This window comes from Microbacterium sp. UBA3486, from assembly GCF_002377845.1.
Classification (GTDB): Bacteria; Actinomycetota; Actinomycetes; order Actinomycetales; family Microbacteriaceae; genus Microbacterium; species Microbacterium maritypicum_A.
Window position 1 is genome coordinate 53,198 of record NZ_DFQP01000099.1, and the last position, 21,412, is coordinate 74,609.

A 21,412-nucleotide genomic window follows, 5' to 3' on the forward strand; every position below is an offset into this window, starting at 1 on the left:
ACACGATGATGAAGCGGGGAAACAGCTGATGGCTCCGACACTCCACGGCTTGATGCCCATCCTGGCGACGCCTTTCGACGAGTCGGGTGCCCTCGACCGCGAGAGCCTGCGCCGACTGGTCGAGTTCCAGCTCGCGTCCGGAGTCGACGGCGTCGCCGTCTTCGGAATGGCGAGCGAGGGCTTCGCGCTCACCACCGAGGAGCGCCGCACGATCCTGGACGATGTCGTCCGTGTGGTCGAGGGCCGGGTGCCCGTGATCGCCGGCGTCAACGGCACGTCCACGGCGACCTCGATCGAGCAGGCCCTCCTCGCGGAGGAAGGGGGCGCTGATGCCCTCATGGTGCTTCCTCCGTTCATGGTGAAGCCGCCCGCCGGGACGCTCGTCGACTTCTACGGAGATGTCGCCGACGCCACCTCCCTCTCGGTCATGGTGCAGGATGCCCCCGGCGTCACCGGCGTCGTGATGGCCCCTGCGCTGATCGCCGAGATCGCCCGCCTCGAGGGCGTCGACTCCGTCAAGGTCGAAGCCCCGCCGACCGCGCCCAAGGTCGGCGCGGTCGTCTCGGCGATCGACGATCCGAACTTCGCGGTGCTCGGTGGACAGAATGCGCAATTCTGCCTGGAGGAGTATGCCAGGGGCGCCGTCGGCACGATGCCGGCCTGCGAGTTCCCCGACCTCCTCGGTCCGGTGCTCGCGCAGTTCACGGAGGGGCGCGTCGACGAGGCCCGTGCCGAGTTCCGTCGTATGCTCCCTCTCGTGCTGATCGGTCTGCAGGGCGGCATCGCGTGGGCGGTACACAAGGAGGTCCTCGTCGCGCGCGGCGTGATCGACCACGCGACGGTGCGCTATCCGGCTTCGCGCCTGGATGCCGGCAGCCGTGCATCGGTCAAGCTGGTCATCGACGAGCTCGCCCTTCCGCCCATCCCCACCACGGTGCGCGTGTGACCCGCCGCGGCGTGCTGCTGATCGGCGGCAGTTCCGACATCGGTCTCGCGATCGCCCGCGCCTTCGTCGACGGTGGAGACGCCGTCGTCGGGGTGGGGCTCGAAGACTCCGACGATCCCGTCTTCGAGCGGTACCTCGTCGCGGACTGCAGCCGACCGGAGGCCGCCGACCGCGCCGTCGCGGATGCGGAGCAGGCGCTCGGCCGACTCGACGTCGTCGTGCTCGCGGCCGGCCGCATGCCGATCGCCCGCGCGGAGGCGACGAGCGACGAAGACTGGCGCGGCGCGCTCGGCGCCACGCTCGACTCGGCGTTCTTCGTGGCACGAGCCGCTCTCCACCGCCTCGCATCGGGGTCGTCGGTCGTCGCGGTGACCTCGGTCAACTCGTCCCTCGCCGCTCCTGCCCTCCCGGCCTACGCGGCCGCGAAGGCCGGTGTGGACGGCCTCATCCGCCAGCTCGCTCTCGACTACGGCCCCCGCGGCATCCGCGTCAACGCCGTGCAGCCTGGCAGCATCTCGGCCGTCGACACCGGAGAGAGCGAGGGCTACCCGCTCGGGCGCATCGGGCGCCCGGAGGAGGTGGCTTCGGTCGTGGCGTTCCTCGCCTCCGACGCCGCATCCTTCGTCACCGGCACCTCGATCGCCGTCGACGGCGGTCTGTCGATCTCCTCGCCCGCCGCCTGGCTGAAGCCGGTGCTGCGGGAACGCTGGCTCTGAGCCGCTCGTTCCCACGAAGAAGGCCGCGTCCCCATCGGGACGCGGCCTTCTAACCCTGCGATCCGCTCAGGCGTTCGCGTCGAGCAGACCCTGCACTTCCTTCTTCAGCGCGTTGAGACCGGCCTGCACCTCGACCTGACCGGCGAGGATCGTCGCGACCCCCGCTCCGATGGCCGCATCGATCTGCGCGGTGACCGCGACGCGGTCCCAGGCGGCGCCACGGGCGTGCTCGGAGACCTCGGTGCGGAACGCGCCCTGGAACTTGTCTGCCGCGAGGGCCGGGATCTTGTCGGCGACGCTCTTGGCGGCAGGCGCCACCGCGGAGTTCTCGTACAGCGCGGTCGCCGCTTCGACATTGGTCGCGGCGTAGAGGATGAAGTCACGGCTCGTGAGCTCTCCCTCGCCCGCCGTCGCGAAGACACCGCTGCCCCAGGCCCGGTTGAACGAATCCTTGCCCCCGGCGGTCGGACGCGAGATCGCGCCGATGTTGTCGATGATGTTCTGGGCGGCACCGTTCGTCTTGACGAAGGTCGATGCGAGCGGGGCGTCGTCGTACAGGGCCGCCCGTCCGCTCGCGAACAGGATGCGGGCATCGCTGCGCGCCACGTTCGTCTGCGTCAGCCCTGCGTCCTGCAGGGACTTGTACCAGGTGACGGCCTTGACGCTCTCGGCGTCGCCCAGGGTGCACTTCAGATCGTCGGTGACGACGTCGCTGCCGAAGCCCCACATCCACGGGACGGCGTCCTTGAGGTCGGGGTTCTTGGTGACGGCGGCGTACGGGATCAACGAGGAGTCCTGCTTCTTGATCTTCTCGAGCGCCGTGGCGAACTGCTCCACGGTCATGCCCGACTTGATGCCGACGCTCTTCGCGATCTCTCCGTTGGTGATGATGCCGATGCCGGCGGCCGTCAGGGGCAGCACGAGCAGCTTGCCGTCCATCGTGTACGAGTCGAGCACACCCTGCGGGATGCCGAGCCCCTTCGCGAGGTCGGAGAGGTCGGCGAGCACGTTCATGGGGGTGAGCACCTGCCACCCGCCCGACTGTCCGACGCCCATGAGGTTGCCGGAGCGTCCGGTCAGCGCCAGCTGAGTGGCCGCCTGATCGTACGGGTAGATCACGGGGGCGACCTTGACGCCCTCCTGCTTCGAGAATCCGTCGAGGATGCCCTGCCATGCCGACTTCAGGGCCTCCTCGCCGAGCGAGTTGCCGTAGAAGTTGATGGTCTTGGCCTTCGTGGCCCCGGCGGCCGTGGCTCCGGCACCGGTGCCGGGGGCGGCGGGAGTGGCACAGCCGGCGAGCGCGAGAGCGCCGAACGCGGCGAGGACCGTGCCGCCTCCGAGGAAGGCTCGGCGGCTCAGCTGCGAGTTCGAGATGTTCATGAGACTGCTCCTTCGGGATGAGGGGGACGAGCTGTTCTGCGGTGCATCGCTAGCCCTTGACCGCTCCGGCGGCGAGGCCGGAGACGAAGTAGCGCTGCAGGAGGATGAAGATGATGACGAGCGGGAGGGAGGTGATGAGGGACGCCGCCATGAGTGCCGGCCAGTCGGCCGTGCCCTCACGGATGAACGCCTGGGTGAGTCCGGCGGGCAGAGTCTGCTTGTCGGGGCCGGCGAGCGTGAGGGCGAAGAGCAGATCGCTCCAGCCGCGCATGAACGCGAACATGCCCGCGGTGATGAGACCGGGGACCACGAGCGGGAACACGATGCGGAACATCGTGCCCGTGCGCGACAGGCCATCGACCTTCGCCGCCTCGATGATGTCGTCGGGAAGGGCGTCGATGATGCCCTTCAACAGGAACACCGCGAGCGGCAGCGTGAACGTCGTGAACGAGATGATCAGCGCCGTGTAGGTGTACAGCAGCCCGGCCGAGCTCAGCATCAGGTACAGCGAGATGAGCAGCAGGGCGCCGGGGATCAGCTGGCCGATGAGGAACATGAACATGACGGCGTTCCGGCCGCGGTAGCGGAACTTCGACAGCGAGTACGCCATCAGGCCGCCGACCAGGACCGCGAGCAGAGCGGTTCCGGTGGAGACGATGATGCTGTTCATGAGGTTCTTCAGCAGCAGGTCGTTCTGGAAGAAGCCGACGAAGTTCTCGAAAGTCGGGTCGACCGGGAAGAACGGACGGTCCAGGGAGAAGACGTCCTCCTTCTTCGTGAACGCAGTCGCCGTGAGCCAGTACACCGGCAGCAGGCCGAACAGAGCGAGGAGCAGGAGCAGCACGCGCCCCGGGATGGACAGGTGGGGGCGGATGATCGACTCCCCCACATCGCGACTACGGCGCATCACTTCTCCAGCCGTCGGTTGAGGAACAGGTATCCGGTCGTGATGATCGCGAGCAGGACGAGCCAGAGCGTGCCCATGGCCGAGGCCTTGCCGAGCTCGTAGCTGCCGAAGGCCAGGTCGTAGAGGCTGACCGCGAGCGTCGTGGTCGAATTGCCGGGCCCGCCGCCGGTCATGACGAAGATCGTGTCGAAGTTGCCGAAGTTGTAGATGAACTCGAGCACCGCGACGAGGGTGACCGGGCCGGCGATGTGCGGCAGCGAGATGTGGCGGAACCGCTGCGCACGCGTCGCACCGTCGATCGTGGCCGCCTCGATCTGCTCGCTCGGGAGGGTCTGGAGCACCGCGAGGGCGACGACCATGATCCACGGGAACGAGTGCCAGGTCTTGGCGATGACCACGGCGGCCATCGCGCCGGTCGGGGTGCCGAGCATGCTGACCTCCGGCAGGCCGAAGACCGAGAGCACGTGGTTGACGACGCCGTAGCTGTCGTTGAAGATCCAGGCCCAGAGGAAGGAGACGACCACGCCGGGGAGCAGCCAGGGAAGCATGAGAGCGCCGCGCAGGATGTTGCGTCCGCGCATGCGGGCGTTCAGCAGCAGGGCGAGGGCCACACCGAGCACGAGGGGGAAGACCGTGGAGAGCGACGCGAACACGAGGGTCGTGCCGAGCCGGGCGAAGAACTCCTCCCACACGGCCGCATAGTTGTCCAGACCCACGAAGGTGCGCTCGGGACGCAGGAGCGATTGATCGAACAGGCTCGTGAAGATGCTCGACACGAGGGGGAAGATCGCGATCACGAGGAACAGAAGGACCGCAGGAAGTGCGATCATGAAACCGAAGGTGCGATCCTTCGCGCCCAGCGTGGAGCGTCGCCCGGAGCGTGGCTCGACGGCCTTCTGCTCGCTCTCCGCGGGCCGCTCGAGTATGGCTTGTTGCATTGCAGTCACTTTCCAGTAGAGACGACCCCCGGGGGCCCTGCGCGTCGTCGTCACAGTCGTCAACGTCGACGTGCGGCCAGTTAACCACAATGCGGATGCGAAATCCACAAAATGCATAAGACACCCACATTTGTGTTGCTCGAAGCCATTTCACTGCATAAGATGACTGGCAGCGGCGACCAGCCGCAGCGTCGCATCCGCGGCGGCAGTACTGAGGAGGAGTGACCATGGCATCGGAATCGGTGGGCGGCACCCAGACCGTCGAACGGGCGATGTCGTTGCTCGCATGCTTCACCGAGGAGTCCGGCGAGCTGAGGGTCTCCGAGCTCTGCACCCTCACCGGGCTCGGCCAGTCCACCGTCTCGCGCATGATGTCGGCACTCGACCGCATGAAGTTCGTGGTGCAGGACGCCCGCACCGGCCTCTACCGCCTGGGACCGGCAGCCGTGGCGCTCGGCACGATCGCCCTCAACGGCTCCCCGATCTTCCGCGCGTCGCGGCAGATCGCCCAGAACCTCGCCCGCAAGATCGAGATCGGCGTGAACGTCGCCGAGCTCAGCGGCTTCACCTTCACCTACCTCTGCAACTTCGAAGGCGCACTCGCGCCCAAGTCCTTCGCGATGGCCGGACGCACCGGCCCTCTGCACGCCACCGGCCTCGGCAAGGCCCTGCTCTCCGGCATGACCGATGAGCAGGTGGACGAGTACTTCGCCCAGACGCCTCAGCGCTTCACCCCTCATACGATCGTCGACCGTGCAGCCATGCAGCTCGCCCTCGACGAGACCCGCAGCCGGGGCTATGCGACCGAGATCGAGGAGCTCGCCTTCGGACGCGCGTGCATCGCCGCCCCCATCCGCAACCGCGCGGGTGAGATCGTCGCCGGGCTCTCCGCGAGCGGTCCCCTCTCGGTTCTCGACCTGCACGCCCCGCACCAGGAACTCGCGCTGCAGCTGATCGAAGCCGCCGACGAGATCTCCGTGGCTCTCGGCTACAGCCCGTCCCGCACCGCGTCGGCCTTCGCCGCGCTCTGACTCCTCCGCCGCGACGCGGCCCCCTGATCCGACCCTGATCCCTGACCGCGGCACCAGCCGCCGGCCGCTCGCCCCTCGATGTCCTTGGAGACCCCTGTGAGAATCACGCGCGTCCAGACCTTCCCCCTCTACCTGTCGAAGGAGGAGGCGAACAACTCCTACGCCGGCGACACCGCAGTCGACCACCGCGGCTACGTGATCCGCCCGCCGTGGCGGAGCCTCTACTCCCCCGGCTACGAGACCCTGCTGGTGAAGATCGAGACCGACGAGGGTCTCGTGGGCTGGGGCGAGGCGCTGGCGCCGGTCGCCCCCGTCGTCGCCGCGGCGATCGTCGACAACCTGCTCACCCCCCTCATCCTCGGTGAGGACCCACGCTCGGTGCGCACGCTCTGGCACCGCATGACCGAGTCGATGCGCGAGCGCGGGCACCTCACCGGCCACCAGGCCGACGCCATGGCAGCCGTCGACATCGCCCTGTGGGATCTCTGGGGCCATGCGACCGGCCTCTCGGTCTCCGAGCTCGCCGGCGGACGCTTCCACGAAGTGCTGCCGACCTATGTCTCCGGGATCCGCGGTGTCGACGACATCGAGCGCGCGGAGAAGGCGGCCGAGCTCGTCGAGGGCGGCGTGCGCCGCATCAAGCTGCACCTCGGCGTCGACATCCGCACCGACCTCGCCACCTACGACGCGGTCCGGGGTGTGCACCCCGACCTCGACGTCGCGCTCGACGCGCACTGGACCTACCGGCTCGGCGAGGCGCGGGCCCTCGGTCGGGAGCTCGACGACCGGAAGGCGTGGTTCTTCGAAGCGCCGTTGGCACCCGAAGACGTGGAGGGCCACCGCGACCTCGCGACCGCGCTCGCCACGCCGATCGCGATCGGCGAGGCGATGCGCAGCCGCTTCGAGTTCACCGACTGGCTCACCCGCCGCGCGGTCGGCCTCACGCAGCCCGACATCGGCCGCACGGGCATCACCGAGGGCCTCGCGATCGCGGCTGTCGCCGATGCGTTCCACGTGCAGGTCGCGCCTCACCACTCCGCCGCCTTCGGCATCGCGATGGCCGCCGGTGTGCACGTCGCGGCGAGCGCCGCCTCGCTCCTCGCGTTCGAGTACCAGCCGTTCACCCTCCCGGTCGCGAACCGCCTGCTCACGACACCGCTCGAGGTGCGTGCCGACGGCGGGTTCCTGGTCCCGACCGGTCCCGGCCTCGGCGTGACCGTCGACGAGGACGCGATCAAGGAGTACGTGCGGCACTGACGCCCCTCCGCACCCACCACGAAAGGGATGGGCCGGCCGGATCTCTCCGACCGGCCCACCCCTTTCGTCATGTCAGTCCCCGATGCGCACGAACTGCGCCGCGCTGACGCGGTGGATGCTGGTGTTGCGGACCTCGAGCCGCACGGTTCCGGTCGCGCCGGCCGCATAGTGGAACGAGCCCAGCGAGCGCCAGGCCGCCGCGCCCTGCGTCTGATCCACGATCACCTCGGAGCTGCCGTTCTGGTGCTCGACGACGTAGGCCGCCGACGTCGTGGTCGTCGGGTTCGTCGGATACCAGACCGAGACGCGGTAGAGCCCCGCCTGCGGAAGGTCGACGTTCCACGTCACCGTGCTGCCCACGGAATCGGCGTCGCTGTAGCGCGTGCGCGTGCCGTTCCAGCCGGAGAGACCGCTCGGGTACCAGTTGCCCGATTCCAGGTAGCCCGGCCACGGCGATTGCGTGTGGGCGATCACTCCCTCGTCGGCGACGCGCACGAGCACTCCGCGTCGCAGAGTCTGGTCCAGGCGCGCCTCGAATCGGGTCGACGATCCCGGCGCGACGCCGGCCCCTGCCGTCACCGTCCAGGTGTGGGTCAGATCCGACCTCGGCGGCACCGTGATCGTCGCACTCTGCTGTCCGACGCTCCACCCGGTGAGGCCGTAGAGCGCGAGGGTGCCCTGCAGCGGGGTGACCCCGGTGTTGATGACGAGTGCCGTCAGCTTCGCGACCGCGCCGGGACCGCTGACGATCTCGACGTCGGAGGTCAGCGACACCAGGCGGCGACGGTCGATCACCTCGATCGCGGCGGGGCGCAGCGTCACGGGGTCCTCGCCCGTGACCGTCAGCTTCGCCTTCACCTCGACCTCGCCGAGCGCCGCTGCGGTCGCGATGACGGCCGCGGACTCGACCCGCGCGGAGCCCTGCGCGGGAACGGAGATCGCCGGGACGGCACCGTCGAGGCTCCAGCCAGACGGCAGGGTCACAGCCACGGTGCCGGTGACCGGGTCGTCGGTTGCATTGCGCACTTCGATGATCAAGGGAACCCGGTCTCCGGCGGTTCCGGTCGCCTGCGCGATCACATCGCCCGCCAGCCCGGGGTTGGCCCCGCTGATCCGCGACGGCAGCTGGAGGGTGACCTCGGGCGTGGTCGTGCCCCCGGAGGTGATCGTGTACCGGAACGTCTTGGTGAGGTCGTCGACGGGGATCGTCCACTCGAACGGGTACGCCTTCTGCGGAGCCTGCTGCACCGCCTGCGCACCGATGCGGTACGACAGCGTGGCCTGCTGCTCGGTATCGATCTGCACGTAGGCGTCGTACCCCTGCCCGTCGGGACGCACCAGAAGCATCCCGCGCGCGACCCCGTACTCGGTGGCGGGGTCGGAGTCGATCTCGTGGAAGCTGTCGTGCCCGTGATCGACGACGTCATCGAACGGCAGCCCCGGCCGCTGCACCGTGACGTTCCGCACTACCAGGGCCAGCAGTCCGCGTGCGGGCACCGTGACCGTGACGCGACCGTTCTGGGCCGCCGAGGTCGAGCGGGCGCCGTTCGCGGCGACCACCTCGACCGCGGTCGACGAGCTGCGGGGCAGGCCGGTGAGATCGGTGGAGAGGTCGACGACCACCTGCTGCGCGGTGCCCGCGGAGTTGGTGAGGCTCACGTACAGGGCACCGTTGCCGACGCCGCCGATCCAGTTGACCAGAGGATTGTCGACCCCGATGAGCCCCTCGGGGAAGTACGGCCACACGCCGTCCTCGCCGAAGAAGGTCCCCGGCGCATGGCCGTAGGCGAAGAACTTGAAGTAGGCGAAGTCGGCTTCGAACACGTGCGGGAACTCGATCGCGCCGGCGCTGCGGTAGAAGCTCTCGCTGATCAGGTAGTCCATCGCGAGTCCGAGCTGGGCGGGCGCGTGGTGGAAGTAGTAGCCCGTGATCCCCACCGGACCGCTCGTCGCGAAGTCGGGCTTCATGTGCGCGACCTGGAACTGCCGTCCGTAGTAGCCGGGATACGTCGTGAACCGTCCGATCACCATGTTGTGCGCGATGTCGGCGAGCAGCTCGTCTCCGGTGTGATGCGCCAGGCGCAGCAGAGCTCCGGCCCAGCACGGGTTGAACACGTAGCCGCCGCCCGGGTTGGTCAACGTGCTGACACCGAGCTTGAACGACGACAGCGCCTCGAACGTCAGGCCGGAGGGCGAGACGTACCAGGCCGGCACCGTCTCCGTCGGAACGTTCGTCGTCGGGTACGACGGGAGCGACGAACGCGACTCCCAGTCGTACTGCTGCTTGATGACCGACCCGACGGGTACTGTGACGTTCGTGTCGGGAACCGGGCGCACCGCCGTCTGCGTGATGAACCGTTGCACCTCGCGATATGCCCCGTCGAGGAACTCGGTCTCGCCCGTCGCCTCGAACATCTCCAGAAGGTCGACCCAGTACTTCGAGAAGCTGTAGGCGAAGCCTCCCGGCGGTTGGCCGTTGCTGCGATACGGCGTGAGGATCTGCTCCTGCGCATACCTCCGGGCGATCAGCGTCGCCTCCGCCAGATAGGCGGGATCCCCCGTGACGCGGTAGGTCGCCAGCGCGTTCGAGAACGGCGCCCTGCTCTGCCCGACCACGCCCGCCTTGGTCGCCTGCACCGCAAGCCGCTGGATGCCGGCGTTGCGGCCGTGCGTGAGCTGGTAGAGCGACGCGAGGTTCACGGCATCGGTGGGGATCTTCCCGATCCGGTACTGCGTCTTGTCGTTGTACACCGGGCTGCCGATCATCGGCGTGTGCCCGATGCCCTTGCGGGAGAGCTGGTACTCCACGAGCGGACGCGCACGACGGTCGTAGAGCGTGCTGTCGGCGGTCCCGGTCAGGTAGTGCGCGGCGAGCACGACTCCGCTGGCCGCCGTGCGGACCGCATCCTCGTTCTCGACGTCGACGAATCCCTTGGCGCGGTTCCACCAGCCCGAGTACGACGGCACGTAGTCGACGGAATCGTCGCCGCTCGGCTCGACCGCGATCAGGGCGGTCATCGCGTGCACCGCGTCGGTCAGCGAACGGTCGTACACATTGCGCCGATACGCGGTGAGGCCGTACTCGTTCCGGCACAGCTGCGTGTAGGTGCCGTACAGGGTGTCGGCTCGAGCGGCGATGCCGAAGGCGAAGCCGCGCTGCTGTCCGACCGTCATGGCCGTGCGCAGCCCGGGCTGCGGCGAGTACATGGACGGCACGATGTCGAGGCTGTCGTTGCGCAGGCTCATGCCGTACGGCTGCCGATCCGACATGAGCTGCCGTTCGTGCACGAACTCGGCCACCTCCGACGGCAGGTACACACCCGAGGTGACGGCGACGTCGCCCACGGAATACTGCGTCAGCGCCATCGGGGCGAAGAGCTCCCACGCTCCCAGGGGCGCGGAACCGTCGAGCACCGAGAGCGCGTGCTGGTACGAACCGCACAGCACCTCGTCGAGGTCGTCGAGCGACTTCGTGTCCTGGCTCTGATAGCCGACGATGTAGTCCCCCGCGGTCTTGGCCGTCACCACATAGTGCGCTTCAGGATGGCTGCCCTCCAGACGCCACCGCACGACCAGGTCGACGTCGTCGGTGCTCGTGGTCAGCTCGATCGCCTGCGGCCCGAGCACCTGGAACGAGGTGAATCCGAGCCAGCTGGGCGTGAGCGGTCCGTACAGCTCCGGCGCGCTCCCCGACGGCAGCGTCCCCTCCAGCACCAGCCACTGCTCGTCGAACCGGTGGGCGGGATCGGTGATCGCCAGCCAGCCGCCGTTGCGCTTGACCTCGAGATCGCGCACGATGGTCGCCCCGCCGTCCCAGGTGGCCTGGAAGAACGTCATGCGGTGGTCGTCCCCGACCAATTGCGCGACCTGCGTGAACGCCAGGTTCGGTTTGTCCAGGCGGCGGAGGGCATCGGCGTAGACCCCGCCCGACGTCGTGAGTTCTGTCGCTGCGGCGGGGGCCGAGCCGTAGGGCGAGCCCAGCACCGGAGGAAGCACACCGGCGATCACGAGCATGCGCAGCACGGAGCGGCGGCTCCACAGCAGGGGATTGTCTTCGGCTCCGTTGCCAGCTATTGAATCCATGATGCACATACTGCAATTCATATGCGATCATGTCAATGGATCCGCCTCGCCGATCACGCGCGCTCCTCCCCCTGTCGGCGCCGGTAGCGTCATCGAGGCAGACCATCCCGAAAGGACGCCCGCGGTGACCCACAACCCTCCCGAGGAGATGACCGAGTACTCGCTGGGCGCCCTGCTCACGCCGCTCGCATCGCCGGACGAGCCCGACGACTTCGACGACTTCTGGCAGGCGACGTTCCAGGAGTTCGGCGTCGGACCGGTGACGTGGGAGGTCGCACTGGAGCACCCCGCGACCGCGACGCATCGCGTGACGGAGATCCGCTTCCGCTCCTCGGCCGGGGAAGACGCCACCGCCTTCGTGATGCTGCCGCACGCCACCGCGGACGTCCGCAGCGGCCTCGTCGTCGGACATGGATACGGCGGTCGGACCGGACCGGACATCGAACGGGTGCCCGCCGGCACCGCGGCGATCTTCCCCGTCGCCCCCGGGACGCACGTCGGCACCGCCAGCCGCTTCCCCGCCTCGCCCGACGAACACGTGCTGGCCGGAATCGCACACCGCGACACGTACTCGCATCGGTTCAGCGCGGCCGACATCTGGCGGGCAGCGACGGTCCTCCTCGAGATGGCGCCGTCGGCGGCGACAGCTCTCGACTTCAGCGGCGGCAGCTTCGGCGGCGGCATCGGAGCCCTGGCGCTCCCCTGGGATGCCCGGTTCCGCCGTGCGGCTCTCGACGTGCCGAGCTTCGGGAACCACGACGTGCGCCTCTCGCGGCACTGCACCGGGAGCGGAGAGGCCGTTCGCCAGCACCTCCGTCACCACCCGGAGGTGCGGACGGTGCTCGACTACTTCGATGCGGCGACCGCCGCACGGCGCCTGCGCATACCCGTGCACGTCAGCGCGGCGGTGCTCGACCCCGCGGTGGACCCGCGCGGGCAGTTCGCGGTCTATCACGCGCTGTCGGGCCCGAAGAGGCTCGGGGTGCGCGCAGGCGGTCACCTCGACGGACCGGTCGGCGTCCTGTCCGACCGACTCGCCCTGCAGGACGGCATGGATTTCCTCGCGCTTCCCGACGAGCGCATCGCGTGAGTATGTCATCTCCTCGCCGACGCGGCATCTCTCAGAGAACACATAGCATTCTCCATAGAAATCGCATAGGAGATTCCGCAGAATAGGGACATGACCAGCGACCTGCCCGAACTGCGCCGCCCCGACGGCTCCCCCCTGCGCATCCTCGCCGTCGACGACGAGCAGATGCTCACCGATCTCCTCGCCATGGCCCTGCGCATGGAGGGTTGGGAGGTGCGCACGGCCTCGTCCGGGATGGAAGCCCTCCAGGTGGCGCGCGAGTTCGAGCCCGACGCGCTGGTGCTCGACATCATGATGCCCGATCTCGACGGGATGTCCGTGCTCAAGCGGCTCCGCGAGTCCGGCAACCTCGTCCCGGTGCTCTTCCTCACCGCGAAGGACGCCGTGGGCGATCGCGTCGCCGGGCTCACCGCGGGCGGCGACGACTACGTCACGAAGCCGTTCAGCCTGGAAGAGGTGATCGCCCGTCTGCGCGCGATCATCCGGCGCACCGGTCACGCCACGGCCGACGACGGGCAGTCGATCCTGCGCGTCGCCGACCTCACCCTGAACGAGGACAGCCACGAGGTCGTGCGCGACGGCACCGAGATCGAGCTCACCGCGACCGAGTTCGAGTTGCTGCGCTATCTGATGCGGAACGAACGCCGTGTGCTCTCGAAGGCGCAGATCCTCGACCGGGTGTGGAGCTACGACTTCGGCGGCAAGTCGTCGGTCGTCGAGCTGTACATCTCCTACCTGCGCAAGAAGATCGATGCCGGCCGCACACCGCTGCTGCACACCGTCCGGGGCGTCGGTTACATGATCAAGGCTCCGCAGTGAGCTCAGCGACGGTGATGAGACGGCCGATGAGCCTGCAGACACGGCTGATGACCGCCGTGATCGGATTCGTCTCGCTGATCCTCATCATCGTCGCCGTCATCACCAGCGCGACGCTGGGTAGCACGTTGGAGCGGCAGCTCGACGAGAAGGTCGAGAGCTATGCCGCGGGCATCACGAAGCAGCTCGTCCAACAGGTCCCGGCTGAACGAGCCACGGTCGACAACATCCTCAAGGGCGGCAACCCGCAGATTCCCGGCCTGCTGTTCGCCGTCGCGAGTCCTGTCACCGGGGCAACCGGAATCGCCTTCGACAACTCGAACGGCGACCTCGGCGGAACATCCCAGGCTCTCACAGCGGATCAGCTGCACGAACTCATCAGCGCTCTGGGCAGCGGCACGCCAGCGACCGTCTCGCTCGCGGGGCTCGGTTCCTACCGGGTCGTCGCAAACCCTGCGAGCACGGGCGTCGTGGTTGTCACCGGGCTCCCCCGTGACGAGATCCAGAACCAGCTCACGCAACTGCTCACCGTCATCGCCCTCGCGACCATCGGCGGGCTCATCCTGCTGGCGCTGACCACTGCGATCACGATCAGAGTGAGTCTGCGACCGCTGCGTGCTGTCGCGATGACCGCGACCAGGGTCGCCAACCAGCAGCTCGATCGCGGCGAGGTGACGATCACCGAGCGCGTGCCGGCATCCGAAGCCGATCCGCGCACCGAGACCGGGATCGTCGGCGCCTCCCTGAACAAGCTGCTCGATCATGTGAACACGTCGCTCGCCTCCCGCCAGAAGAACGAGGAGCGGATGCGGCGCTTCGTCGCCGACGCCAGCCACGAGCTGCGCACCCCGCTCGCCTCCATCCGTGGATACTCGGAATTGTCGCTGCGCGCGCTGCGTCAGTCGAACGCGCAGGCGGAGCGTCCCGAGGTCATCGAGGGCACGACCTCGTCGTTGGAGCGCATCCAGGCCCAGTCGCTGCGGATGACACGCCTCGTCGAGGACCTGCTGCTGCTGGCCCGACTCGACGAAGGCCAGGAGCTGGTCTACGGCACTGTCGACCTGACCCAGCTGGCCCTCGAAGGCCTCTCGGACGCACGCCCGACCGCGGCCGACCACCACTGGAACATCGACGTGCCCGACGAACCCGTGACGATCATGGGAGACGCCGGACGCATGCATCAGGTCGTCGCGAACCTGCTCGCGAACGCCCGCACGCACACGCCAGCCGGTACGACCGTGACACTGAGCGTCGCACAGGAGGGTGAGGATGCCGTGCTGCGCGTGCACGACGACGGTCCGGGCATCGACCCCGCCATCCGTGACGAGCTGTTCGCCCGTTTCGCCCGTGGAGACAGCTCGCGGGCCCGGCAGACCGGCGGCACGGGCCTCGGACTCGCGATCGCGAAGGCCATCGTCGAGGGACACCACGGCTTCATCACCGTCACCAGCGAACCCGGTGACACGACCTTCACCGTCCGCATCCCGCGGAACCCGGCGGCAGCCGGCGACACCGCCGAGGCCTGACCCGACCGGTCGGTCGGCTCAGTATCCGGCGAACGCGTCGGTCGTGAGGCTGCGGGCCTTCTGCAGAGCCGGGGCGAGGTCGGCGATGAGCCGCGGCGGGCCCGAGATGAACGCATGACGCATGACCAGGTCGGCGACGGTGCGCTCCAGGGTCTCCGCATCCAGACGCGCCCCCCGCGCCCACGACCAGTGCGCGGGCAGGTCGCCAGGCTCGTCACGTGTGAACACCACCGTGCGCACCCCCGTCGCAGCGAGCTCATCGCGGAAGGCGAGCTCTGAGGCGTCGGAGGCGACATACACGAGCACCACATCGCGGCGCTGACCGGTCGCCTGCAACTGCCGCAGCTGCGAGACGAACGGTGTCACTCCGATGCCGGCCGCGACCATGAGCACCGGCTGGTCTCCGCGAGGAAGGATGAAATCCCCCCAGGTGCCGGTCACCGCGAAGGTCGCCCCCGGCTCTGCGGCGGCGAGAGCGCGCTTGTAGCTCGACGGATGCTTCTGGTCGCCGTTCTTGTACGCGATGCGCAACGTCGGAAGATCGGCGGGTGCCGACACGATGCTGAACTCCCGCCGGGTTCCGCGGGCGTCGGGGCGATGATGCGGAACGTCGAGCTCGAGGTACTGCCCCGGAAGGAAGCGCACGCGCCCCTTGGCACGGAACGTCAGCTCCTGCGCGGTCGGGGTGATGAACTCACGCCGTTCGAGCACGAGCCGCACCGAACCGCGCAGGGCGAACGCGAACGCCACCAGGTTGCCGATCAGCAGCGCACGCTCCTGACCGAGGGTGAACAGCCCGGCCACCGAGATCGGCCACCCCGCGAGCAGACCCACCACGACGGCCACGACGAGCTGTTGCCGACGGCGCGGCGGGAGGGTGAGCGGCTCCGAGAGCATGAACGCCCCGAGGAACAGGAAAGGCGACTGCAGCACCGCGAACTGCAGTGCGGTCACGATGTCGAACGAGATGTCGAACTCCGCTGCCTGCACCATCTGGCGCACCACCGAGGTCGCGACGGCGACGAGCAGGAACACCAGCACGACGCGGATCTTCTCGGTGCGCCAGAGCACCGCGAGGCCCAGCACCGCCACGGGGATCGTGAGCACCGGCGTGCCGACCCACCACGACGACGAGGTCCCCAGCCACTCGAACGCTCCGAAAGCGCCGAGGATCGAGACCACGGCCGCCCCGAACGCGGCGGGGTTGAAGATGTGCCGCCCACGCCATGCGATCAGATACTTCGAGACGCTCGCGACGGCACCGGCGAGGGCGAGGCCGAGGAGCGCGCCAGGCTCGATGCCCGGCCGGAGGACGAACAGGAGGATGAGTGCGGTCACCAGTGACGATTCGACGCGCCAGGGGAGTCGGAGGATGCGCTGCGCCACCGCGTCGACGGCGGAGATGACGACCGCGAGCACGAGGAACGAGGCCACGAGCTCGAGCGGGGTCGGCGAGACGATCACGCCGAAGAGCGACAGGACGAAGGCGATGACCGCGAGAGCGACGAGCGCGAACAGCACGAGGCGGTACATCGACAGCGAGCCCAGCACCGCGAGGACCCGCTGTCGTGCGGCGGCGAATGAGGTGATCACTTTTCCACTCTTCCCTAATTCCGACCTGAGGGGTGCGACGCCCCCGCGGCGACGAACAGTTCGGCCGGGCATCCGGGCGAGCGCTGCACGCGCCCGTCGGTGCTCATGCGCACCCACTCGACGTTCCACATCGCTGCGAGCTCGACACCGCCGTCGAAGAAGAGAGCCGTCGCCACGGCGTCGGCCGTCATCGCCTCCGGCGCCCATGCCCAGGTCGCGGCCCACGTGCGCACGGGCATCCCGGTGCGGGCATCCAGCACATGATGCAGCCCGCTCCCCCACGCCCTCCGGTTGATCGCCGAGGCGCACAGCGCCTGGTCGTGCACGTCGACGACCCCGATCGCCTTCGTCGGATCGTACGGGTGCTCGAGGCCGATGCGCACACCGGAGCCGCGGACCCGGATGTCACCACCGGCGTCGACCACGAGGTCTCCGGGCACCGCTGCCAACACCGCCGCCACGAGGTCGACGAGACGCCCTTTGCCGAGCGCGCCGACATCGATCAGGGCAGGCGCCGAGGCCGTGACATCGGTATCCGTCCAGGACACGTCCTGTTCCCAGTCCGCCGGTGCGCGCACAGGTTCACCCGGCACGAGGGAGTAGTCGGCGTCGTACCCGAGCGCGTCGAGGCTGTCCGCGACGAGCGGGTTGACGGCGCCTCCGGTCGCGGCGGAGAGCCCACGGTACGCGTCGAGCATCGGCCGGGCATCGGTGGAGGCGAAGCCGCCCCCCTCACGTCCGAGGCGCACGACCTCCGAATCTGCACGGAATCGGGACCACTCGCGGTCGAAGCGGTCGATCTCCGCCATCACCGCGGCGCGTGCCGACTCCGGCAGGGGTTCCGTCGTCTCGATCTCCCACTGCGTCCCGATGGCCTCGAAACGCCAACTGGCCATGGTGGATCAGGCGCCTAGGCGGCGGCCTGCTCCTTGATCGCCTCGACGGCCTTGTTGAACCCACCGCTGGTGAGCGACGAGCCGGCGACGCGGCTGACGTTCAGGTCGTCGAGAGCCTTGCCGTCGACCTGCTCGGCGATCCCGTCGATGAACTGCCCCTGGTACTGCTTGCTCTCTGGAGCCTGCGGGTCGCCGGTCACCTCGACATCGGTCACGACGCCGTCGGCGAGGGTCAGGGTGACGGAGATCTGCTCCACCGTCTCGGGCGTCTGGTACGACCCCTCGGCGGTGTAGGTGCCGTCGGCGTAGCTTCCCGTGGAGTCGCCACCGGAGGACGAGGAGGAACCGGCGTCCGGGGTGCTGCTGTTGTCGGCGGGCGCCTCGGCGTCGGCGTTTCCGGAGCATCCGGCGAGGACGAAGAGTCCCGCGATCCCGAGGAGTGCGGTTCCCTTGCGGACAGAGGTCGGTACGGTCGTGCGGATCATGGTGGTCCTCCCGGCTCGGTGTCGGCCGACGCGCTCGTCGGCCATTCGACCGTAAGCACCCCGGCTATGCGCGGGCTGTGCCGTGACGATGCGTTACGCGTCGCCGCCGAACATGCTCGTCACCGAGCCGTCTTCGAACACCTCGTGGATCGCGCGCGCCAGCAGCGGGGCGATCGGGAGGATGGTCAGCTTGTCCCAGCGACGCGACTCGGTGAGCGGGATCGTGTCGGTGATGACGACCTCGTCGATGGACGAGTCCTGAAGCCGATCGGACGCCGGGTCGCTGAAGATCGCGTGCGTCGCTGCGACGATGACGCGGTGGGCGCCGTTCGCCTTGAGCGCCTGGGCGGCCTTGACGATCGTGCCACCGGTGTCGATCATGTCGTCGACGAGGAGACAGGTGCGGCCGTCGACGGCACCGACGATCTCGTGCACGGAGACCTGGTTCGCGACCTTCGGGTCGCGCCGCTTGTGGATGATCGCCAGCGGTGCACCGAGGCTGTCCGACCAGGTGTCGGCGACGCGCACGCGGCCCATGTCGGGCGAGACGACGGTGAGGATCTCACGGTCTTCGGGCGACAGCGTGCGCTCGAAGTAGTCCAGGAGCACGGGCTTGGCGAACAGGTGGTCGACGGGACCGTCGAAGAAGCCCTGGATCTGCGCGGCGTGCAGATCGACGCTCATGACCCGGTCGGCGCCCGCGGTCTTCAGCAGGTCGGCGACGAGACGGGCGCTGATCGGCTCACGACCGCGGCCCTTCTTGTCCTGACGCGAATACGGATAGTACGGCGCGACGACGGTGATGCGCTTGGCCGACGCGCGCTTGGCGGCATCGATCATGATGAGCGTCTCCATGAGCCACTCGTTGACCGGCTCGCCGAAGGTCTGGATCAGGAAGAGATCCACACCGCGGATCGAGACCTCGAAGCGGGCGTAGATCTCGCCCGAGGCGAACGTCCGGTGCTCGACCGGTGCGATCTCCGTGCCGAGGGCCTCGGCGACCGCTGCGGTGAGTTCGGGATGCGAACGTCCACCGGCGACGACGAGCCGCTTCTTGGTCTTCGCGATGATCCCGGGGGCCACGCCGTTGTCGCGATCCAGATCGACCGTCTTCTTCTTGCGCGCCATGTCCGCCTATTCCGCCGAATTCTCGCGGGACGCAGCATCCGCCGCGCCCGTCCCTGCTCTGTTCTTCTCGACCCAGCCCTCGATGTTGCGCTGGGGGGCGACGCTCATGGCCAGCGCGCCGGCGGGGACGTCCTTGCGGACGACGGCGCCTGCACCGGTCTTCGCACCGGCTCCCAGCCTAACGGGCGCGACGAGCACCGTGTGCGACCCGGTGTGCACCTCGTCACCGATCTCGGTGCGGTGCTTGTTGACGTCGTCGTAGTTCGCCGTGATGGTGCTCGCGCCCAGGTTCACCCCGCGGCCGATCGTCGCATCGCCCACGTAGGAGAGGTGCGGAACCTTGCTGCCCTCGCCGATCTCGGCGTTCTTGGTCTCGACGTAGGCGCCGATCTTGCCCCGGGCTCCGAGGATCGTGCCGGGGCGGAGGAACGAGAACGGGCCGACGGTCGCCTCGGCACCGATCACGGCCAGCGTGGCATCGGTGCGGCGGACGATCGCGTCCTCCCCGACCTCGCAGTCCACGAGTGTCGTGTCCGGACCGATGACGGCACCGGAGGCGATCACCGTGGCGCGGAGGATCTGCGTGTTCGGGAGGATCGTGACGTCGGGCGCGAGCTTCGCGTCGTCGTCGATCCAGGTGGTGGCGGGGTCGATCACGGTCACGCCCTCGAGCTGCCAGCGACGCACGATCCGCTGGTTGAGCAGGCGCCCGACCAGAGCGAGCTGCGCGCGGTCGTTGACTCCATAGGTGACCGTGACATCGGACACCACCGATGCCGCGACACGGTCGCCGTCGCGACGGAGCAATCCCGGCACATCGGTCAGATACATCTCACGCTGGGCATTGTCGAGACTCAGCTGGGGCAGGTACGCCCGCAGCGTCGCGGCGCGGAACACGTACATCCCGGCATTGATCTCGCGGACGGCGGCCTCTTCCTCGTTCGCATCCTTCTGCTCCACGATGCGGTCGACCCCACCGTCGGCATCGCGCACGACGCGTCCGTAGCCGGTCGGATCGTCGACAAGTGCGGTCATCAGCGTGGCCGGCGCGCCCGAGGCGCGGTGCTCTGCGAGGAAGGCGGAGAGGGTGTCGGCATCGGCGAGTGGACAGTCGCCGGAGAGGACGAGCACGTCGCCGTCGAAGTCGGTGGGGAGCGCATCGATGGCCACCTGCACCGCACGACCGGTTCCGGGGATGTCGTCCTGATCGACGAACACGGCGTCGGGGTAGTCGGCGGCCAGCGCCGCGACCACCTGGTCGCGTTCGTGCCGCACGACGACCTCCACGTGCGCCGCCTGCAGCCGGCCCGCTGTGGTGAGCACATGCCCCACGAGCGGACGCCCGCTGATCGGGTGCAGCACCTTGGGCAGGCGCGACTTCATGCGCGTGCCCTGTCCCGCAGCGAGGACGACGATGGCGAGATTGTTCCCAGTCATGCTCCGCCGCCAGGACTCGAACCTAGACCTCACAGCTCCAAAGGCTGTCGTGCTGCCATTACACCACGGCGGACCGCGCCGCCCACGAGGGCGCCGCGGCATCAAGTCTGCCATGCCCCGGCCCCGGTTCCGCTGACACCCCGTGCGTCATCCACCCGAAACACCGCTCTGGGATGCTGGCGTCATGAGCATCGTGATCGAACGGGTGGAGACCGCAGACCCCGCCCTCGCCGAGTTCCTGATCGCCCATCATGCGGAGTTGGAGCACACGGCTCCACCGGAGAGCCGCCATGCCCTGGTGTTCGAGCGTCTGCTCGCCCCGGGAATGCGGCTGTTCGCCGGGCACCTCGACGGCCGCCCCGTCGCCACCGGCGCCCTGGCGACGGTGGCGGAAGGGCACGAGGAGATCAAGTCGATGCGCACCGACCCCGCGCTGCGCGGGCGCGGTCTCGGACGCACCATGCTCGCCTTCCTGCTGGAGGATGCCGAGGCGCGCGGCATCAGCCGTGTCTCGCTCGAGACCGGGAGCGCCGAGTTCTTCGTCCCGGCGCGCGCCCTCTACTCCGCCGCCGGCTTCCGCGAATGCGGCCCGTTCGGCGGTTACGTCCTCGACCCGCACAGCACCTTCATGACGATCGACCTGCCGGCGGCGTCCTGATCCCCGAGCCGCACACGCGATAATGGGCGGATGAGCGAGGTGGATGAGGTCGACCGGATCGTCGGCGCGTGGAACACCCAGCGCCCCGACCTCGACTTCTCCCCGCTCGAGGTGCTGTCGCGGATGGACCGGCTGTCGCGCCACCTCGACCGCGCCCGACGCGACGTGTTCCGCCGCAGCGACCTGGAGCACTGGGAATGGGATGTGCTCTCGGCGCTGCGCCGAGCCGGGGCGCCGTTCCAGCTCTCCCCCAAGCAGTTGCTGCAGCAGACTCTGGTCTCGAGCGGCACGATGACCAACCGGATCGACCGTCTGGTCGGCCGCCGCTTCGTGCGCCGCGAGGCCGACCCCGGCGACGGGCGCAGCGTGCTGGTGACGCTCACCGACGATGGGCGCATCCGCGTGGACGCCGCCATCACGCGTCTCGTCGATGTGGAGGCCGACCTGCTGCGGGCCCTCTCGCGCTCGGATCGGGATCGCCTCGCGGGGCTGCTGCGCAAGCTGAGCCTGAGCTTCGACTCGTGA

18 protein-coding genes and 1 tRNA gene are annotated in these 21,412 nt (G+C 68.8%); 9 read left to right on the forward strand and 10 right to left on the reverse strand.

The annotated features are described in order from the left end of the window. The first annotated feature begins 28 nt into the window (after window positions 1-28). Both B2869_RS15435 and B2869_RS15440 read left to right on the forward strand, forming a co-directional pair. Window positions 29-946 carry a dihydrodipicolinate synthase family protein gene (locus tag B2869_RS15435; RefSeq protein ID WP_029260540.1) on the forward strand — a complete coding sequence of 306 codons (918 nt, stop codon included), beginning with the start codon at window positions 29-31 and terminating at the stop codon, window positions 944-946. Continuing rightward, window positions 943-1,662, forward strand: coding sequence for an SDR family NAD(P)-dependent oxidoreductase (locus tag B2869_RS15440; RefSeq protein ID WP_292768473.1), 720 nt, complete (start codon window positions 943-945; stop codon window positions 1,660-1,662). The genes B2869_RS15435 and B2869_RS15440 overlap by 4 nt, the downstream gene beginning before the upstream one ends. A gap of 66 nt (window positions 1,663-1,728) precedes the next feature. Here the strand turns inward: B2869_RS15440 and B2869_RS15445 are convergent, their stop codons facing one another. Genes B2869_RS15445 through B2869_RS15455 form a run of 3 tightly spaced genes read right to left on the reverse strand, consistent with a single transcriptional unit; the run spans window position 1,729 to window position 4,887 of the window. Continuing rightward, the gene (locus tag B2869_RS15445; protein ID WP_021199738.1) at window positions 1,729-3,042 is read right to left on the reverse strand and encodes an extracellular solute-binding protein; all 1,314 of its coding nucleotides are present in this window, start codon (window positions 3,040-3,042) and stop codon (window positions 1,729-1,731) included. Between the two features lie 49 nt (window positions 3,043-3,091). Further along, window positions 3,092-3,949 (reverse strand): carbohydrate ABC transporter permease, encoded by an 858-nt coding sequence (locus B2869_RS15450; protein ID WP_021199739.1) that lies wholly within the window; start codon window positions 3,947-3,949, stop codon window positions 3,092-3,094. Further along, entirely contained in the window at window positions 3,949-4,887 is a 939-nt protein-coding gene (locus B2869_RS15455) for a carbohydrate ABC transporter permease (protein WP_021199740.1), read from the reverse strand. The genes B2869_RS15450 and B2869_RS15455 overlap by 1 nt, the downstream gene beginning before the upstream one ends. Before the next feature lie 227 nt (window positions 4,888-5,114). Between B2869_RS15455 and B2869_RS15460 the strand changes: the two genes are divergently transcribed. Next, complete coding sequence (locus B2869_RS15460; protein WP_021199741.1) at window positions 5,115-5,918, forward strand: IclR family transcriptional regulator; 804 nt, start codon at window positions 5,115-5,117, stop codon at window positions 5,916-5,918. 96 nt (window positions 5,919-6,014) lie between these two features. Further along, window positions 6,015-7,175, forward strand: coding sequence for a mandelate racemase/muconate lactonizing enzyme family protein (locus B2869_RS15465; protein WP_292768477.1), 1,161 nt, complete (start codon window positions 6,015-6,017; stop codon window positions 7,173-7,175). Window positions 7,176-7,247: 72 nt separating this feature from the next. Here B2869_RS15465 and B2869_RS15470 read toward each other — a convergent pair whose 3' ends face one another. Then, the gene (locus tag B2869_RS15470) at window positions 7,248-11,258 is read right to left on the reverse strand and encodes a hypothetical protein (RefSeq protein WP_292768479.1); all 4,011 of its coding nucleotides are present in this window, start codon (window positions 11,256-11,258) and stop codon (window positions 7,248-7,250) included. Window positions 11,259-11,382: 124 nt separating this feature from the next. Here B2869_RS15470 and B2869_RS15475 point away from each other — a divergent pair, with 124 nt between their 5' ends. The 3 genes from B2869_RS15475 to B2869_RS15485 all read left to right on the forward strand — a co-directional run bounded on the left by B2869_RS15475 (window position 11,383) and on the right by B2869_RS15485 (window position 14,690). After that, a complete protein-coding gene (locus tag B2869_RS15475; protein WP_292768481.1) occupies window positions 11,383-12,348 on the forward strand; it encodes an acetylxylan esterase in 966 nt (321 codons plus the stop codon). A gap of 90 nt (window positions 12,349-12,438) precedes the next feature. Continuing rightward, window positions 12,439-13,167: a response regulator transcription factor gene (locus B2869_RS15480; RefSeq protein ID WP_017828429.1), complete on the forward strand. Its 729-nt coding sequence runs from the start codon at window positions 12,439-12,441 to the stop codon at window positions 13,165-13,167. Window positions 13,168-13,193: 26 nt separating this feature from the next. Further along, window positions 13,194-14,690, forward strand: coding sequence for a sensor histidine kinase (locus B2869_RS15485; protein WP_292768483.1), 1,497 nt, complete (start codon window positions 13,194-13,196; stop codon window positions 14,688-14,690). 18 nt (window positions 14,691-14,708) lie between these two features. On the opposite strand, the gene B2869_RS15490 is transcribed toward B2869_RS15485, so the two are convergent. The 6 genes from B2869_RS15490 to B2869_RS15515 form a co-directional block, all read right to left on the reverse strand. Further along, a complete protein-coding gene (locus tag B2869_RS15490; protein ID WP_292768486.1) occupies window positions 14,709-16,283 on the reverse strand; it encodes an FAD-dependent oxidoreductase in 1,575 nt (524 codons plus the stop codon). Between the two features lie 14 nt (window positions 16,284-16,297). Then, window positions 16,298-17,179, reverse strand: coding sequence for an FAD:protein FMN transferase (locus tag B2869_RS15495; protein ID WP_292768489.1), 882 nt, complete (start codon window positions 17,177-17,179; stop codon window positions 16,298-16,300). A gap of 14 nt (window positions 17,180-17,193) precedes the next feature. Further along, the gene (locus B2869_RS15500; protein ID WP_292768492.1) at window positions 17,194-17,664 is read right to left on the reverse strand and encodes an FMN-binding protein; all 471 of its coding nucleotides are present in this window, start codon (window positions 17,662-17,664) and stop codon (window positions 17,194-17,196) included. A 93-nt stretch (window positions 17,665-17,757) separates the two neighbouring features. After that, a complete protein-coding gene (locus tag B2869_RS15505) occupies window positions 17,758-18,792 on the reverse strand; it encodes a ribose-phosphate diphosphokinase (RefSeq protein WP_021198771.1) in 1,035 nt (344 codons plus the stop codon). Window positions 18,793-18,798: 6 nt separating this feature from the next. Beyond that, on the reverse strand, window positions 18,799-20,229 hold the full coding sequence (gene glmU, locus B2869_RS15510; RefSeq protein ID WP_292768495.1) for a bifunctional UDP-N-acetylglucosamine diphosphorylase/glucosamine-1-phosphate N-acetyltransferase GlmU: 1,431 nt from the start codon (window positions 20,227-20,229) through the stop codon (window positions 18,799-18,801). A gap of 1 nt (window position 20,230) precedes the next feature. Further along, window positions 20,231-20,302: transfer RNA gene (locus tag B2869_RS15515), tRNA-Gln, on the reverse strand. A gap of 111 nt (window positions 20,303-20,413) precedes the next feature. Here B2869_RS15515 and B2869_RS15520 point away from each other — a divergent pair. Together B2869_RS15520 and B2869_RS15525 are read left to right on the forward strand one after the other, a co-directional pair. Continuing rightward, complete coding sequence (locus tag B2869_RS15520) at window positions 20,414-20,887, forward strand: GNAT family N-acetyltransferase (protein ID WP_292768498.1); 474 nt, start codon at window positions 20,414-20,416, stop codon at window positions 20,885-20,887. A 30-nt stretch (window positions 20,888-20,917) separates the two neighbouring features. Continuing rightward, window positions 20,918-21,412: a MarR family winged helix-turn-helix transcriptional regulator gene (locus tag B2869_RS15525; RefSeq protein ID WP_021198774.1), complete on the forward strand. Its 495-nt coding sequence runs from the start codon at window positions 20,918-20,920 to the stop codon at window positions 21,410-21,412.